The organism is Paenibacillus sp. FSL E2-0177, assembly GCF_037992975.1.
Taxonomy (GTDB): domain Bacteria; phylum Bacillota; class Bacilli; order Paenibacillales; family Paenibacillaceae; genus Paenibacillus_AQ; species Paenibacillus_AQ odorifer.
In genome coordinates this window covers 1,691,456-1,706,663 of record NZ_CP150307.1, presented here as the reverse complement: position 1 = coordinate 1,706,663, position 15,208 = coordinate 1,691,456, and the positions used below count along the sequence as shown (strand labels likewise).

Below are 15,208 nucleotides of genomic sequence, written 5' to 3'. Positions count from 1 at the left end.
AGTAAGTCTCTTAGAATCATTCTACGCCGAAGCTTCAATGATCTGTCCTGCCAAAGCAATCAAATCCTCCTTGGTCAGATGTCCACCGGTTTCCCGAATAATATAATTGACACGGGTCTTTGGATTCATCCATGCAACTGACTTGTACTCCATCTTATCAATAGGTGTGTATACCACCTCTTGGCCACTCACTTTTAGCTTCTGCGACTGTGCATTTGCTGGTTCGGATTCAACAGTCGTATCCTTAGGTCCTGCAGGTTCGGCAGCGATGGCAAGAACTCCTCTTTTACCATTTTTCTCTGTGGTCATATTATAGATGATGTTGATAGCCGTACGCTTCTCCTGCAATTTCTTTACATAGATTTTCTTATCGGACGCCTTACCCTCGGCGATCACTTGATAGTATATCTTATCCTGTTCTTTTTTCGTCATATATGGAGAAACAATTGCCCTGAAAAAATTGTAGCCTTCCGGAGGTTCTTGCAATTGCAGTGGCATGAAGGTATTGCCGGCAGCATACCTTTCCACATATTCATTATACGTATTAAACGAAAGGGAATAATATGCACCCGCAGTGGGTGATCCCTTAGCATAGGCTTGATATTCCTTGTCATTAATATACACATATCTGATTTCTCCAGGTTTAAGCTCTTCACTTAATGCTTTCTGCTGCAGATCTTTGAGATTTTTGAATTTTTTTTGTTCCTGATCTGTTTTCGCTTTGGCAGCTTCATCGATGCCCTGAGCTATATATTTGACTTCCGCCTTAATGGCGGTTTCTTCCACAGACTGAGCAACAGACTTCTCGGCGTAAGCTTCTCCTTTGAAGCCATAACCTAAACCGAACATTAGGGTCATACTGGTCATGGCAATGAGTGTTTTTCTATTATTCATTAAAATACCTCACCTTCCTGTATATGTAGTACTCTTACATAACACTTACGTTACCGGATTTGTGACATCAAATTTCTATACTTATTTCATCATGTCGGCAGCAATTCGGATAACCTCCTCTTTGGTTAAAGAAGAAGACTCCGGTGCAGCAGTCATATCGTATACTACATTTTGTTCTGGATCCGTCCAGACAAGTCTGTATCTATACCCCAACTTTATTTCAATGTTTGTAGTTTCCGTATAGATCAGTTGGGTTCCGTTAACAAGAATATTCTCTACGTTTGTAGTGTTAGTCCTTAATAAGCTTTCCACCGTTCCGGTCTTTGCCTTGATGTGTTTGGCATTAATTCTTACCATACTCTCTCCTTTTTTGTATCTCATCGACGAATATTCATAATTAATTCTGGCCGTAGGTTCTTTTTTCCACATAACCCGGTAACCGCCTTCCAGCTTTATACCATCAGTCAGGGTAAGCAGTTCATTCTCGTTGACCTCAAAATCAGGTTGTATCCATGCTTGATCAAAAACATACCCTTCTGGCAAATACTCCGGGCGTGGCAAATATGGCGCCTTATACTCCTCTGCTTTGGCTAAATAACTAGAATAATCATTAAATAGCATCGCAGGAATAACTCTGCCAAGCTGAGGACGTTCATCTCCAGCACCTTCCTTTTTTAACACGTAAGAAGCGCCCTCTCCCGGCAGTAATAATTTCTCTACAACTCTATATGCCTCTAAATTTTTTTCACTCAGCAGCTCTTCTTCTTTGGTCGCCACTCTCTGAGGAATTTTTACCTTTGAGGGAACTAACGGATTCTTAGATACTTCAATCGTCCCCCCTTCCTTCGTTGCAAGAAGCGGCTCGTACGGCAGCACTTCATATTGAAATTTGGCAGCTTGCCAGGGACTCTCCTTAAACAAGGAATAGCTTCCTCCTACCAAGACAACCAGGATCAGCACCGCTGCCCATCTCCTTACAGGCCTGCTCCACATGCGCTTACGGCATCGTTTGGCATAGGTTGCTGGCTCCATTCGATGCATAATATCTGGGATGTCCGCCTCCTGCAAGGGTGGTACAGAATTAATAGCAAAGCGATCATTCCCTAGCCCAATGGCTTGCATTACAGAATCATGAACATCAACCAGCGGAAGTTTGGCAGAATTATCCCCCTCCTTCAGAAACAACTCTTCGGAAGTCAATTCGTCCTTGCGCATAGTTGTTTCTCCTTTCTTTCAATGACTTCTCTGAGCTTGCACCTTGTCCGCTCGTATCGTTTCCTAACAGTGACCGTACTTTTACCCAGAATTTCACCAATTTCTGCAAATGATTTATCTTCAAAAATGCGTAAAATCAACAGATTACGTTCCTCCACGCTAAGCTTTGCCAGGGCAGAGGCCACGGATTCACTGAACAACTGATTTTCCACCATTTGTTCAGCGCTTTTAGTGGTTACATCCTGTCTGAGTAATTTTCGCAGCTGATTTTGAAATTTCTTCCGGCGCAATTGATTCAGGCAATGATTATAGGAAACCCTGTAGAGCCACGAGTTAAAACTTACCTGAGACTCAAAATGGCCGATGTTCTGGTAAGCCTTAATAAATATGTCCTGAACCGCATCCTCAGCTTCTTCCTTATTGTTCAACAAGCGAAAGCAGTAGAGGTAGATCCGTTGTTGGTAGAGTCTGATAATATCTGAAAAAAGGTAGACTTCTCCCGCTTGTACCCGCTTTATCTTCTCTTCAATAGAGTCCACGACTGTCTCCTTTCTACTATCAGTACAGTTATAACACTTGAGCGGTCTGTTTCGTGACATTTTTTTCCGTTTCAGTTTCAACTTAACGGAACATACACACAAAAAAATCGCTGCTCCTCTCCGCAGGGAGGTGAGCAGCGATGCTTAAAACAGAAGAACGCAAGGGATGGTTGCACACGTATTTCCACTCTTCAGACTAAATATGGCCTTGAGTCAATTCAGACTTTTTTTCTCTGCTGCCGGGACTACTACTTCCAGATACGATACAGAATGACTGCCGCTTCTGCACGGGTAAGGTTATCGTTCGGTGCAATTCTATTGTTCTTTCCGTTTACGACTCCGGATTGGATCAACAATGATGCACTGTCTTTTGCGTAGCTGGAAATGCTTGCTTCATCAAGATAAGCAGCAGCTACAACGCCGCTCGCCTTAACTTGCTTACCGGTTGCCGCCAGCGCTCGTGCTGTCAGCACCATCATATCTTGTCTGGAGATATTGCTATTGGGTCTAAACGTATCATCTTTAAAACCTGTAGCAATTCCCAATTCCTTCGCGATGACCAGTTCATCATAATAGTAGTCTGTCTTTTGGACATCGTTGAACATTATTGCACTTTTGCCCGTTCCCTTCAGTTCAAGCGCTCTTACGAGGAGAGTAATGAAATCCGCTCGTTTGATTGAATCTGCAGGTGAAAAGCTGTTCGTGGACGTTCCTTTGATGATATCGCGAGCCGCCATAATGTCTATAGATTGTTTGGCCCAAGAAAGATTCTGCAGATCTCCGAAGTTTTTCTTTACGAAGGTTACTGCATAAGTGCTGAAGTGGGTTGTTTGAAAGACAACCGTTTGGGTTGCAGCATCATATCGACTGCTCGGAACCGGCAGTACGTTGCCTTTGCCATCGATGTACCAAACGACTATAAGCTCGGGAAGGCTTAGCTCCTCCGCTGTCGGCACGTAAGGAATGGCTACCGTTACAGGTGCTTTAGGGTTATTCCAAGGAATAACTTTGTCACCTGCTACTACGCTTAGACCGATAATTGGACGGTTGCCAATCATATTGCGGGTAGCTGCTTCCAAGCTGTCCGTGGTGACTTTACTTATTCGTATAGATACTTGCTCAGCATTGTCTGTTACGTTGGACAGCATATTGCTTGGAATTTGAATTGTGGCATTTTCCGTCTTAAGCCATAGTTCAAAGTTTTCTTTCCCCGTTAGGCTTTGGGTCGGTAATTGTATATCATACCCTTTCGCGTCCGTTTGCTTTGGCACTTCAATGATAATTTGTTTCTTGCCGTTTGCCGCTACAGTAGCCTGCTCAAGCGCTTTTTTCATGTTGTCGCTGGAGATGGTACCTATAGCACGCCCGTTGTCGGACTTTACCTCCAGTTTAATCGTAACAACACCATCTTTGTTTGTAATGGCTCCAGGCTGTGAAGTTGCTACAACATTACCCGAGTTACTGCTACCCGTTGGAGCATTTGTTGGTGCTGGCGTCGCTGTTGGAACAGGTGTCGGGGTTGCCGATGGTTCCGTTGGGTTTGTTGGATCGGTTGGATCGGTTGGATCGGTTGGATCGGTTGGGTCAGTTGGATCGGTTGGGTCAGTTGGATCGGTTGGGCTCGTTGGTGTCGGTGTCGGTGCTGTTGTCGGCGTTGGAGTGGGTTCCGGACCCGTAGATTTACCCTTTAGAGTAAGCACACCATAAACGGATGTGTCCATATACCCAGTTCCACTCGTATCATTCCAAGCCGCGACACTTTGACGTGAGCCCTCTTTAGCATCGTTGATCTGTACATCAAAACCAAGCTTTTTATCGTTGTCCGGAGTGATCCCTTGAAGTGGAATCTTCACTTCAACCGTATAGTTTGTTCCGGAAATCTGGGTTGCCGATTCAAAACCGGCTGCGATACTTAAAGGATTAAATGAAGTCTCGTTGTCAAAATTGATTCTGTACTGGCCGTCATCATCTTGATAGAACGTCGTTTTCCCATTATTTTGGTCCACGAAGATTTCGACCGAATCCTGTTCATGTGCATTCACACTGCTCTTATCAAGCTGTGTATCACTCACCTGGATCAGGACATATAAATTTTGATCATCCCAGAGTGCTTTTGCCACTCCACTCGCTCCTTGCCAAGCGGTTTGATACCGATTGACCGGAATCTCAGCGGTCTGGCTCCAGATCTCGTCAACTGTTCCGTCTATAACAGGTGCAGCAAATTTAGCAGTAGATTGATTAGCTTCTACTGATTCAGGCTCATGCTCTTCAATGAAGGTATCAGGATCGATAACGCCATAGTAAGCCGGCTTGGCTTGCAGATTTTTATCGAATAACAACGGATTGGATGAAGCTCTCCAGCTTGTGTTATCATCCATTCCCCAGAAGGTAACACGTTTGATAGAATTAGCGTGATCCCTGAAGATATTTAACAACTGCGCATATAGATAACCCTGCGCATTAGCAAGCTTTTCAGAGAGCTGATAGTTGGTTCCGGCCTGAATGTCCAGCTCAGTTATGCTTACTTCGACACCCAAGGAAATGAACTTTTCCAAGGAAAGCTTCACATTCTCTGGGTTCGTATTAATGCTGTAGTGCCCCTGCATACCAACACCATCGATAAGCAATTTGCCAGGGTGAGTCAGCGCGTACCTATCATTGATTTCTTTGACCATACTATAGATGGCTTGCGCTTTATTCTGATTATCTTCGTTATAATCGTTGTAATAGAGCTTAATATCCCAATCTGGATGCGCGTCCAGTAATTCTCTTGCCGCCAGGAAGGCTTGCTCTACGTAATCTGCTCCAATGGCACTTTTCCATGGGGCGGATCGCAGCGCTGTTTTCCAATCTGTTGGGTTGGATGGATTATCGCTCATCGCCTCGTTTACAACATCCCAGGAGATCACCTTGTCACCAAAATGCTCCATAACGGTTTGGATATGGGTCTGCAAATTCATAAGAGCTTCATCCCGTCCCAAGGGTATCGTGTTGTTAGCTGCGTCTGTTGTTGTATTCAGCCATGCAGGCGATTGTTGATGCCATACCAATACATGTCCATGCATCTGCATGCCCTCAGCCAGTACTTTATCTACAATTGTATCTGCCGCGGTAAACGTGAAATTACCCTTCGTAGGCTGCAACGCGTCCGGCTTCATGGCATTACCTGCCGTAGCAACATTGTGATGCATTTTCAAAAGCTCAAGTCTGACACCTTCCAGATCCTCAGCGGTTATCGCATTTCCGATCAGAAAATCATTCTGATAAGCATCCTTAATCGGTATAAGATCTTTTTCGATATCTACCGGGCCAGAGCCTACCTTTTCAAAATTAATATCATCAATATAAAAAGAGGCCGTGCTATTACTGGAGCTTTCCACATAAATGGTCAAATACTCACTGCTTACATTGTTATAACGGTAGGATCCCTCAAACTGAATCCAGCCATCGCTTGCACTGATGGTTTTAGGTGCGAGCTGCACATAATTGGCGCTGCTGCCATTGCCAACCTGCGTGGACAGCTGGAGCTGCGAGCTTGCAGGCTGGATCAGCTTGACCCATAACGAAATTTTATATTCGTAGCCTTTGTCCACATACTTCTCCACACGTAATGTCGGCCCATGCCATGTACTGGTTCTTCCCTCAACCTTCAAAGCGTATGAACCATCATCCGTATGATTCGCTTCATTAGTAACCGTAAGCGTTTCTGTACCTGCCCTGCCTTCAAAACCACCTGCTGTTTGATCCTCAAAAGTAACAGTGGTAAAAGGTAAAGCTGGGTCTCTAGGTGTTTCTGGTGTTGGAGTTGGCTCTACGGTAGCCACCTTTTCTGTGACCAATACATCCCCAATGTAGAACGGAACCGTTTTCCCGTCATCGTTGGATTGAACACGCAGTGTCGTATCTTTGTCCGTATCCACGGTAAATTCTTTCGTCAAGGTGACCGCTTTGCCTGCTTCATAATTCACATTTGCCAAAAGAGCGTAGCTGCCTATCGCTTGAAGATAAGCTTGGGCTCCGCTAGGTACTATCACATCAGCGTCTACATACACGGATGCAGTTACCGTATAGGTTTTGCCGTTCTCTAGGCCCATGTCGCTGAATTTAAAATCAGCCGCGTCCCAGTTATTCGCTCTATTGCTTACATATAAAGCTGCCCCGTCAGCATTGCCCGCAAAAACTTTTCCGGTGACAGGGGTTAGGTTAGCGCTGCCTGATTGTGAGGCTAAACCTTTGCCACTCGCAAAAGTTTCGTGATAGATTTCTTTATCCGTTTCCGTCACTGCTTTTTTTGCTGTAATGAGAAGCTCCCCAATGTAGAACGGAACCGTTTTCCCGTCATCGTTGGATTGAACGCGCAGTGTCGTATCTTTGTCCGTATCCACGGTAAATTCTTTCGTCAAGGTGATTGCTTTGCCTGCTTCATAATTCACATTTGCCAAAAGGGCGTAGCTGCCTATCGCTTGAAGATAAGCTTGGGCACCGCTAGGTATAGCCACATTAGCATCCACATAAACGGTTGTAGTCACCGTGTAGGTTTTGCCGTTCTCTAGGCCCATATCGCTGAATTTAAAATCAGCCGCGTCCCAGTTATTCGCTCTGTTGCTTACATATAAAGCTGCGCCGTCAGTATTGCCGGTAAAAACTTTATCATTCACAGGTGTAAGGCTAGCACTGCCTGCTTGAGCTGCAATCCCCTTGCCACTCGCAAAAGTTTCATGATATACCGTTACCCTATCTGATGATACTGTCGTATCCTGCGCCGCAGCTTCAGTAACCGGAGCGATCCAGCTTGTCGGAATAAGCAAGGCAGCTGCGAGTAAGATCGAGATTACTTGTTTAAGCATTCTACTCATTTAATGCATTCCTCCTCTAGTGATTTTCATAAAAATCAGTTAATGACCTACCTTATTAGCACCAGCCCTATATTCCCACGCTAATTTCCTTACCTGCTAAATCCTTAATTTCAACAGTGGTACAATCATCCCGAAGAGCAGTAGAACATCATCACAAATGAATCTTTTTACTTACAGATCCCCTCCTTTTATGTAAACGCTTTCATGTGTACTCACACTATTTTACAGCCTCGCTGCTACGTACTACTACGCTAATATTAAAGGTGTTACCCCCCATAATTATAGGAAAACATAGGTATGATTAAAGATTCTACAAATTTAACCCAAAAAGAAAACCCCACTTACGGACCGTTGAACGTAACGGAAGGTAACGGGGAATTGGTTTGTTAGTTGTTCTGCCGCATAATTAAATGGTCTGTTTGGATAACGCTCCAAAATATTCTACAACTACCTCCCGAAATTCCAAAGCGGCCTGAGAAATGTACCGGCTCCTGTGCCACAATAAAGCTATCTCCCTTTCCAATTCGTGATTCTCTACTTGGAGGTATTGGATATCTTCCCGTGAATTCCGTGCCGTGCTTGGTATGAAAGCTAAACCAATTTCAGCTTCCACAAGAGTGCTAAGCCTTGCGGGTTCATCTCCCTCATACACATATTTAGGCACAAATCCAACTGATTTGCATACAGAGTCTATTAAATCGCGAGTACCATAGCCACTCTTTACCCCAACAAACCACTCATCCCTTAGCTCTTTCAAAGTTACGCTGCTTCGATTGGCCAGCCGATGCCCCTTTGGAACAGCCACAAGAATTGGATCGATAAAGACGATTTGACATTCGATGTCATCCCCTTTTATTGGAGGTGAGGATAAGCAATAATCAACTTCTCCTCTATTAAGAAGTGTAACCATTTCCTGCGTGGTCAGCATTTGCACATGGTATTGAATATCAGGCCGCTTTTTCCGAAACTCTCGCAGGATATTGGGTAATGTGCTTGCCGTCGTCACCGCTAATTCGAGTGTGCCATGTTCAGGACTGGATAAATCGCTAAGCTCCTGTTTTCCCTGCTCCAATTCAAACAATGCCCTTTCAGCTCGGCGAAGGAACCGGCTTCCGGACTCATTCAGTCGCAGCTTTCTTCCTACCCGATCGAATAAAGGTACCCCCAGATCCTCCTCCAAACGCTGAATCGTTTTGCTTAGTGAAGATTGAGTAACGTGTAGATTTCGTGCAGCTTCAGTCATATGTTCCAACCGAGCTACCGCGAGAAAATATTGCAGTTGCAAAAGTTCCAATTCGCACCTCCGTTCATTCCCTCAAGTCAATGAGATCATAACATAAAATGCGTTGGAATGAATAATCGATTTCAAGTACGATGACATTAATAAGCTTTAGGGGGATTTAAAATGAGTGTTCGCAACAGGTGGTTAATGATTTCAGTAGGTCTGGGGATTTTATTGAACCCTTTAAATTCTTCGATGGTGTCTGTGGCTATTCCAAGGCTGCAAAATGTATTCCAGCTTGACTATACAGGTGTTTCCTGGATTATTTTTTCTTTTTACATTGCAAGTAGCATCGCTCAACCTGTCATGGGAAAGGCCAGCGATTTATTCGGCCGGAGGAAAATATTTCTTACCGGGCTTGTCGTATCCTTCATTGCAGGTTTATTAGCTCCTTTCTCCCCAAACTTTGGCTGTCTCATCGTGTTCCGTATTGTGCAAGCCATTGGAACTAGCATGATGGTTGCCGTTGGAATGGCCATTGTGCGGATTCATATTACGGAGAAACAAGCGACCGCACTATCTGTTTTATCCATCTTCCTATCCGGCGCGGCAGCAATTGGTCCCTTTATTGGCGGGGTTATTATTCACTGGTGGGACTGGCCAGCTATCTTTTTCGTCAATATTCCATTCGTGATCGCTAGCTTTCTATTATCTTGGAGGCATATCCCCAAGGACGAACCGTCAACAACCGTTACCCGGGGAATGTCCCTGCGCAAATGGTTTGATTTGATTGATGCGTCAGGAATCCTGCTCTTCACTGTGGGGCTGATTGCCGTGCTCCTTGGATTGCTTTCAGCAAAATCATCCGGACACATCTCATTAATACATGTCATTACCTTGCTAACAGGACTCGTTCTGCTAGGAGTATTCGTCCGGCATGAGCTAACAGCGGCATCACCCTTTATTCCTTTACGTACATTTGCCAAATACCCGGCAATGACTTGGGTTAATGTTGAATTCATGCTCGTTAATGTACTTTTTTACTCACTCTTTTTCGGGATCCCATCCTACTTGCAAATGGTACGTCATGTCAGTGAATTCCAAACAGGAATTCTCATGCTAACGCTGGGATTATGCTCACTGATTACTGCTCCAATAGCAGGACGCTGGATCGATAGATCAGGACCCCGGCCAGCATTGCTAGTGTCCGGGGTCCTGATGACATTGGGATCAGTGTGGCTTGTGACCTTAAATCAGACTTCACCAGTTATCAGTGTATGTATGGCTTTAGCTGCATTCGGTATTAGCAACGGATTGAACAATGTCGGCCTGCAAGCAGCCTTGTTCCAAAGTTCTCCAAAAGAAATAATCGGTGTAGCCTCCGGATTATTTAATACATCGAGATACCTGGGAACCATTCTCTCTTCATTGTTAATAGGTATCATAATGGGAGGTAAGTTTAGCTTCGAGGGATTTCAAGTCCTTGGGGTTATCCTCACGGTAATTGCATTGTCTTTGGTATTCATGAGTCGGAAGCACCGTGAGTCAGGGCAATTGCAGGAATCGGCTAATTCGGGCGCTAACAAATAGGAAAGTGCAGACAAATAAGACCTGTCATCAGACGGGTCTTGTTTTGTTATTTTAATGCGTAGCCTCAGCTCTTTATGAGTTTTATTTAACTCTTCAAGGTGGGGATAAACTCGATTCATAAATAGGATAATAAATAAAGCGCCCATAGTAAACTTGTGCTCGGTGAGCCAAAAACATAATGAAGAAACCAGATTTACATATATTTTTCCGTCCAATTTCAAGCTCAAAAGACACATTTATAATGTAAAAACAGTTTCGGCAGCTCGATATTTTGAAACTTGTCCCGGCTTGAACCGTAATTTTTAAGAACAAAGACACAGCACAGCAGAGAGGAGCTATCATTAGTGGAATATTACCGCAACAATGTAGCCGACAGTTTACAGGATGTTCAGAGTTCAGCTAACGGGCTTACTTCGGCAGAAGTCGACAAACGTCTGAAAGATTATGGTTTTAACGAATTAAAAGGAAAGAAAAAAGATCCTGTTTGGAAGCTTTTTCTTGAAAACTTCAAAGACCCTATGGTAGTCGTACTGCTTATAGCCGCCATTGTCCAGATTGTTATGGGCCAAGTTATGGAGTCGCTTATTATTTTCCTCGTGTTGATTCTCAATGCAGTTATAAGTGTCATCCAGACCCGTAAAGCGGAGAGTTCACTTGATGCCTTGCAGCAGATGTCAGCACCCGAGGCCAAAGTGCTGCGTGATGGAGAATTAAAAACCGTCCCGGCAAGGGAACTTGTACGCGGTGATATCGTATGGCTGGAAGCCGGCGATTTTGTACCCGCCGATGGCCGGATTATAGAATCGGAAAGCTTAAAAATAAATGAGGGTATGCTAACCGGAGAATCCGAAGCTGTGGAAAAGCATACGAATATCATCGCGAAAGAATCTCCGCTTGGAGACCGGCGTAATATGGCGTTCAGCGGCTCACTAGTTGTATATGGCCGCGGAAGCCTGGTAGTAACGGGAACTGCACTCACTACCGAAATCGGTAAAATTGCTGAACTCATTGAAAGCGCCGAAGCCAAGCAAACGCCGCTGCAGCGCAAGCTCGAAACATTCAGCAAGCAGCTGGGGGTAGCAATTATACTCCTGTCCATTATAATCTTTGCCATCCAGGCCGGACGTGTTTGGTTGTCGAATGATACTGTGGATACAACAGAAGCTATCCTGAATGCGTTAATGTTTGCAGTCGCTGTGGCGGTTGCTGCGATTCCCGAAGCTCTTTCCTCAATAGTAACTATTGTCCTATCCGTAGGTACTAATAAGATGGCTAAGCAACATGCGATTATTCGTAAGCTGCCCGCTGTCGAAGCCCTTGGGTCAACCAGTGTCATCTGTACAGATAAAACCGGTACCCTCACCCAGAATAAAATGACTGTTGTAGATTACTTTTTGCCAGAAGGGGATCGTGATCAATTCAATCAAGCGCCTGAAGAATGGTCTGAAGAAGCCCGGCGGCTCCTGCATATTGCTGTGCTCTGCAACGACTCTAACATTAATGAGGATGGTAAAGAGCTGGGTGATCCTACAGAGGTAGCGCTTATTGCCTTCAGCAACAGCAAGAATAAAGATTATAAGGAAATACGCGATAATTTCCCGCGCGAAGCCGAGCTACCTTTTGACTCGGATCGCAAGCTGATGACGACCTTGCATACTTTTAACGGGCAAAAAGCAATGATTACTAAAGGTGGGCCCGATGTGCTCTTTGGTCTATGCTCGCATGTACTGTTAAGTGGAAAAGAAGTACCGATGACACCAGAAGTTCTTGAACGCTTCTTCGAAGCCAATGAGGAGTTCTCCAGCAGAGCACTACGTGTACTTGCCTATGCCTACAAAACCGTACCAAATACGGTTACTGAAGTCGGATTAGAGGATGAACAAAATCTGGTGCTCGTAGGTTTGACAGCTATGATTGATCCACCTCGGGAAGCTGTCTACGGCGCGATCGCAGAGTCTCAGAAGGCTGGCATCCGAACCATCATGATTACCGGTGATCATAAGACAACCGCACAAGCGATCGGCCGCGATATCGGTCTGATGACTGAGAATGAAATTGCCGTAACCGGCCAAGAACTCGATGCCATGTCTGACAAGGAACTTGATCAAAAACTCGAACAGATCGGTGTGTACGCCCGTGTCTCCCCGGAGAACAAGATCAGAATTGTCCGCGCGTGGCAGCGGAAAGGCAAAATAACAGCCATGACCGGTGATGGTGTAAATGACGCGCCTGCTTTGAAACAAGCAGATATCGGAGTTGCCATGGGCAGTGGAACCGATGTTGCCAAAGATGCGGCTGCCATGATTTTGACCGATGATAATTTTGTATCTATTGTCAATGCTGTATCTGTGGGCAGAACGGTATTTGACAATATCAAAAAAGCGATCGCCTATTTGTTCTCAGGTAACCTGGGTGCAATTATCGCCATCCTCTTTGCCCTTATTTTCAACTGGATTAATCCTTTCACAGCGATTCAGCTTCTATTCATCAATCTGGCGAATGATTCTCTGCCCGCCATTGCTCTTGGGATGGAAAAACCTGAACCTAATGTGATGAACAGAAAACCAAGAGAGCTCAAGGAAGGAATATTCGCAGGAGGAATGATGCAGGCCATTGTCACTCGTGGTCTACTCATAGGTATAGCTGTAATCATATCCCTGTATATCGGACTTCAGGATTCGCCTGATATGGGCGTAGCTATGGCATTCACAACCCTGATCTTGTCTCGTACGTTGCAGACCTTTGCCGCCCGTTCGAACAGTCAAACTGCTATTGAAGCTGGGCTTTTCAGCAACAAATACGTCATCGGAGCCGTTCTGGTCTGCTTTGCCTTTTACGGCATTGCGGTACTGCCAGGGGTTAGAGAAATCTTCTCGATTCCGGCTACATTTGGAATGTCAGAGTGGCTGATTGCAGCAGGCTTAGCCCTCGGCTCCCTCATCCTAATGGAAATAACGAAGGTTGTTCGAAGAGCTTTTACACCCAAATCTGTTGAACAGAATCCTGTAAATTCCTGAGTAAGCTATAATCGACCGAAAAGACAAAACAGCGATTCTCCAATGATGGAGTATCGCTGTTTTTCTGACATCTAGAGTTAAACCTAGAAAAGCTTCTGTTGATTTTAATCAAAATAAAATAATTCTTCGAATTTTTTATCCAACGCAATACATAAAATCAAAGCCAATTTTGCAGTAGGGTTAAACTGTCCGGTTTCAATCGAGCTTATAGTATTTCTTGAGACACCCACCATTTCTGCCAATTGTGCTTGCGATAATTTTTGTTCTGTTCTAGCTTCGCGCAGTTTATTTTTTAAAACCAAATGTTCACTCATACTAATCACTCATTCCATAAAAGTAAATAAACAAAAAATAAACACTTATAATTAATCCTAAAATGAATTTGAGTAAATCCATCTTTTTCTTAGTTACAGAATACATTCCAAGACCTTCACAGCCCAAATATCCAAAAAACATAGCTATCATAGCTTTTAATGCAAAATTTGTTTCCTGACTATGATTATATAAATTGAAGACACTCAGAATGCAAAATACAATCAACATTCCAATGAATCCGCTTTTTCTGCCTTTAGCAAATACAAATTCTTTTCCTTCGTCTCCTTTTTCATTTCGGCTTTTTTCTAATATTTCTTCCTTTTTCATAAAAATTTCTCCTTTCAAATTGAAAAGATGATGACAAGTTTTCTTGTCATCATTATTATAATACGCCAAGTTTTCTTGTCAAATAAAAAAATAGCCCACTCCAATCCAAAGATTGGTGGTGAGCTATTTTCTATACCTTCATATATTCGTTATATAATTGCTCGAAAGTATTGTATCGTTCGACTTTCCTGCCTACCTTGTTGTATTCCTCCAGATATTCATCCATGACCTTCAGAAACTCATTCTTAAAGACTTGAAGATGGTCAGAATCAAAATACTGCATGATATCAAACTTTTTGGTTCCCTTCCATTCTGTCATTTCATCAAGAAAACCTTGTATGCCCATTGCTGCAAGATACGCATACGATCTATCACCCGATTCTACACTTGCTATAATCTTATTGCGGTAATTGCACCATAACTCCTCATAAGTTCCGCCAAGATTATCATAGCTTGGGACTGGCTGCACTACAAAATCCTTATACATTTTATTATATAGATCGTTGATGTTTCTAAGGGACTTATATGCTGCACTTCTGATTTCATCGATAGTCTTCGCCTCTATCACAGCCATATATGTCTTTTCAAAATCATCAGGAACATAACGGTACGTAGCTATTTCCTCCAAATATCTTTTCATTCCCCGTTTGAAATAAGTATTGTTCAAATGAGTTAGCGCATTTAACAAATTGTATAAAACTTCGCTTGAAGCATATCTTACTGCTCCTATATCTTCAGAAAGTAATGTATTCGCATATTCCTGTTTTGCTATGTCTATACACTTTTTCGCTCTACTGATACATTCTTTCCCTATAGGCATTGCCAGAGCATCGAGTGCTCTCTGTTTATATAAATTTAGCCTTTCCAAATATTCGGGTTTTGCACAGTATAACATCTGTAAATCCACCAGACATGAAATCATTGGACTCTCGAGATTGGCTTGATCTTCTATCCTTGTTTCCCATGGCGTACAATATAGATCGTATCCAATATCATCCAAAATAAAACACGAAGATATTCCCCAGCCTTGCTCTGTGTTATTAATTATGATTAGATCAAGATCGCTTTTTTCATGAAAATCCCCAGTACTAAAAGAACCTGTAAGCCCAATAATTGCAATATCATCAGAAAAATCTCTCTTAGCCCGTTCAATGACCATGCTAATAAGCTTTTCATTTTTGATTAAGATCTTTTCTTTATGAACAGCATCCATATCCATGTCCCCTCTCCAAC

Annotated in this window: 10 protein-coding genes; 2 read left to right on the top strand and 8 right to left on the bottom strand. The window is 43.6% G+C overall.

All coding sequences use genetic code 11. The features are described from left to right. Positions 1–21: 21 nt before the first annotated feature. The 5 genes from MHI25_RS07575 to MHI25_RS07555 form a co-directional block, all read right to left on the bottom strand. Positions 22–894 (bottom strand): hypothetical protein, encoded by an 873-nt coding sequence (locus MHI25_RS07575; protein WP_248547729.1) that lies wholly within the window; start codon positions 892–894, stop codon positions 22–24. Between the two features lie 81 nt (positions 895–975). Then, positions 976–2,109, bottom strand: a complete 1,134-nt coding sequence (locus MHI25_RS07570; protein WP_340395197.1) for a DUF4367 domain-containing protein — start codon at positions 2,107–2,109, stop codon at positions 976–978. Then, positions 2,091–2,648, bottom strand: coding sequence for an RNA polymerase sigma factor (locus tag MHI25_RS07565; protein ID WP_076193465.1), 558 nt, complete (start codon positions 2,646–2,648; stop codon positions 2,091–2,093). Before MHI25_RS07565 ends, MHI25_RS07570 begins: the two co-directional genes overlap by 19 nt. 248 nt (positions 2,649–2,896) lie before the next feature. Beyond that, positions 2,897–7,504: an endo-1,4-beta-xylanase gene (locus MHI25_RS07560; protein ID WP_340395196.1), complete on the bottom strand. Its 4,608-nt coding sequence runs from the start codon at positions 7,502–7,504 to the stop codon at positions 2,897–2,899. A 406-nt stretch (positions 7,505–7,910) separates the two neighbouring features. Then, positions 7,911–8,798 carry a LysR family transcriptional regulator gene (locus tag MHI25_RS07555; protein ID WP_076305027.1) on the bottom strand — a complete coding sequence of 296 codons (888 nt, stop codon included), beginning with the start codon at positions 8,796–8,798 and terminating at the stop codon, positions 7,911–7,913. 111 nt (positions 8,799–8,909) lie between these two features. On the opposite strand from MHI25_RS07555, the gene MHI25_RS07550 reads away from it, so the two are divergent. Both MHI25_RS07550 and MHI25_RS07545 read left to right on the top strand, forming a co-directional pair. Then, the gene (locus MHI25_RS07550) at positions 8,910–10,316 is read left to right on the top strand and encodes an MFS transporter (RefSeq protein ID WP_340395195.1); all 1,407 of its coding nucleotides are present in this window, start codon (positions 8,910–8,912) and stop codon (positions 10,314–10,316) included. A 344-nt stretch (positions 10,317–10,660) separates the two neighbouring features. Beyond that, positions 10,661–13,333 carry a cation-translocating P-type ATPase gene (locus tag MHI25_RS07545; protein ID WP_340395194.1) on the top strand — a complete coding sequence of 891 codons (2,673 nt, stop codon included), beginning with the start codon at positions 10,661–10,663 and terminating at the stop codon, positions 13,331–13,333. Between the two features lie 104 nt (positions 13,334–13,437). On the opposite strand, the gene MHI25_RS07540 is transcribed toward MHI25_RS07545, so the two are convergent. The 3 genes from MHI25_RS07540 to MHI25_RS07530 form a co-directional block, all read right to left on the bottom strand. After that, positions 13,438–13,647, bottom strand: coding sequence for a helix-turn-helix transcriptional regulator (locus MHI25_RS07540; protein ID WP_076125269.1), 210 nt, complete (start codon positions 13,645–13,647; stop codon positions 13,438–13,440). A 1-nt stretch (position 13,648) separates the two neighbouring features. Further along, positions 13,649–13,975, bottom strand: coding sequence for a DUF6442 family protein (locus MHI25_RS07535; RefSeq protein WP_076219426.1), 327 nt, complete (start codon positions 13,973–13,975; stop codon positions 13,649–13,651). Between the two features lie 130 nt (positions 13,976–14,105). Further along, a complete protein-coding gene (locus MHI25_RS07530; RefSeq protein WP_340395193.1) occupies positions 14,106–15,194 on the bottom strand; it encodes a nucleotidyltransferase domain-containing protein in 1,089 nt (362 codons plus the stop codon). Positions 15,195–15,208: the final 14 nt, after the last annotated feature.

Coding starts and splice junctions, on each gene's coding strand:
- MHI25_RS07575 (WP_248547729.1), bottom strand. CDS start 894: ATGAATAATAGAAAAACACTCATTGCCATGACCAGTATGACCCTAATG.
- MHI25_RS07570 (WP_340395197.1), bottom strand. CDS start 2,109: ATGCGCAAGGACGAATTGACTTCCGAAGAGTTGTTTCTGAAGGAGGGG.
- MHI25_RS07560 (WP_340395196.1), bottom strand. CDS start 7,504: ATGAGTAGAATGCTTAAACAAGTAATCTCGATCTTACTCGCAGCTGCC.
- MHI25_RS07550 (WP_340395195.1), top strand. CDS start 8,910: ATGAGTGTTCGCAACAGGTGGTTAATGATTTCAGTAGGTCTGGGGATT.
- MHI25_RS07540 (WP_076125269.1), bottom strand. CDS start 13,647: ATGAGTGAACATTTGGTTTTAAAAAATAAACTGCGCGAAGCTAGAACA.
- MHI25_RS07535 (WP_076219426.1), bottom strand. CDS start 13,975: ATGAAAAAGGAAGAAATATTAGAAAAAAGCCGAAATGAAAAAGGAGAC.
- MHI25_RS07530 (WP_340395193.1), bottom strand. CDS start 15,194: ATGGATATGGATGCTGTTCATAAAGAAAAGATCTTAATCAAAAATGAA.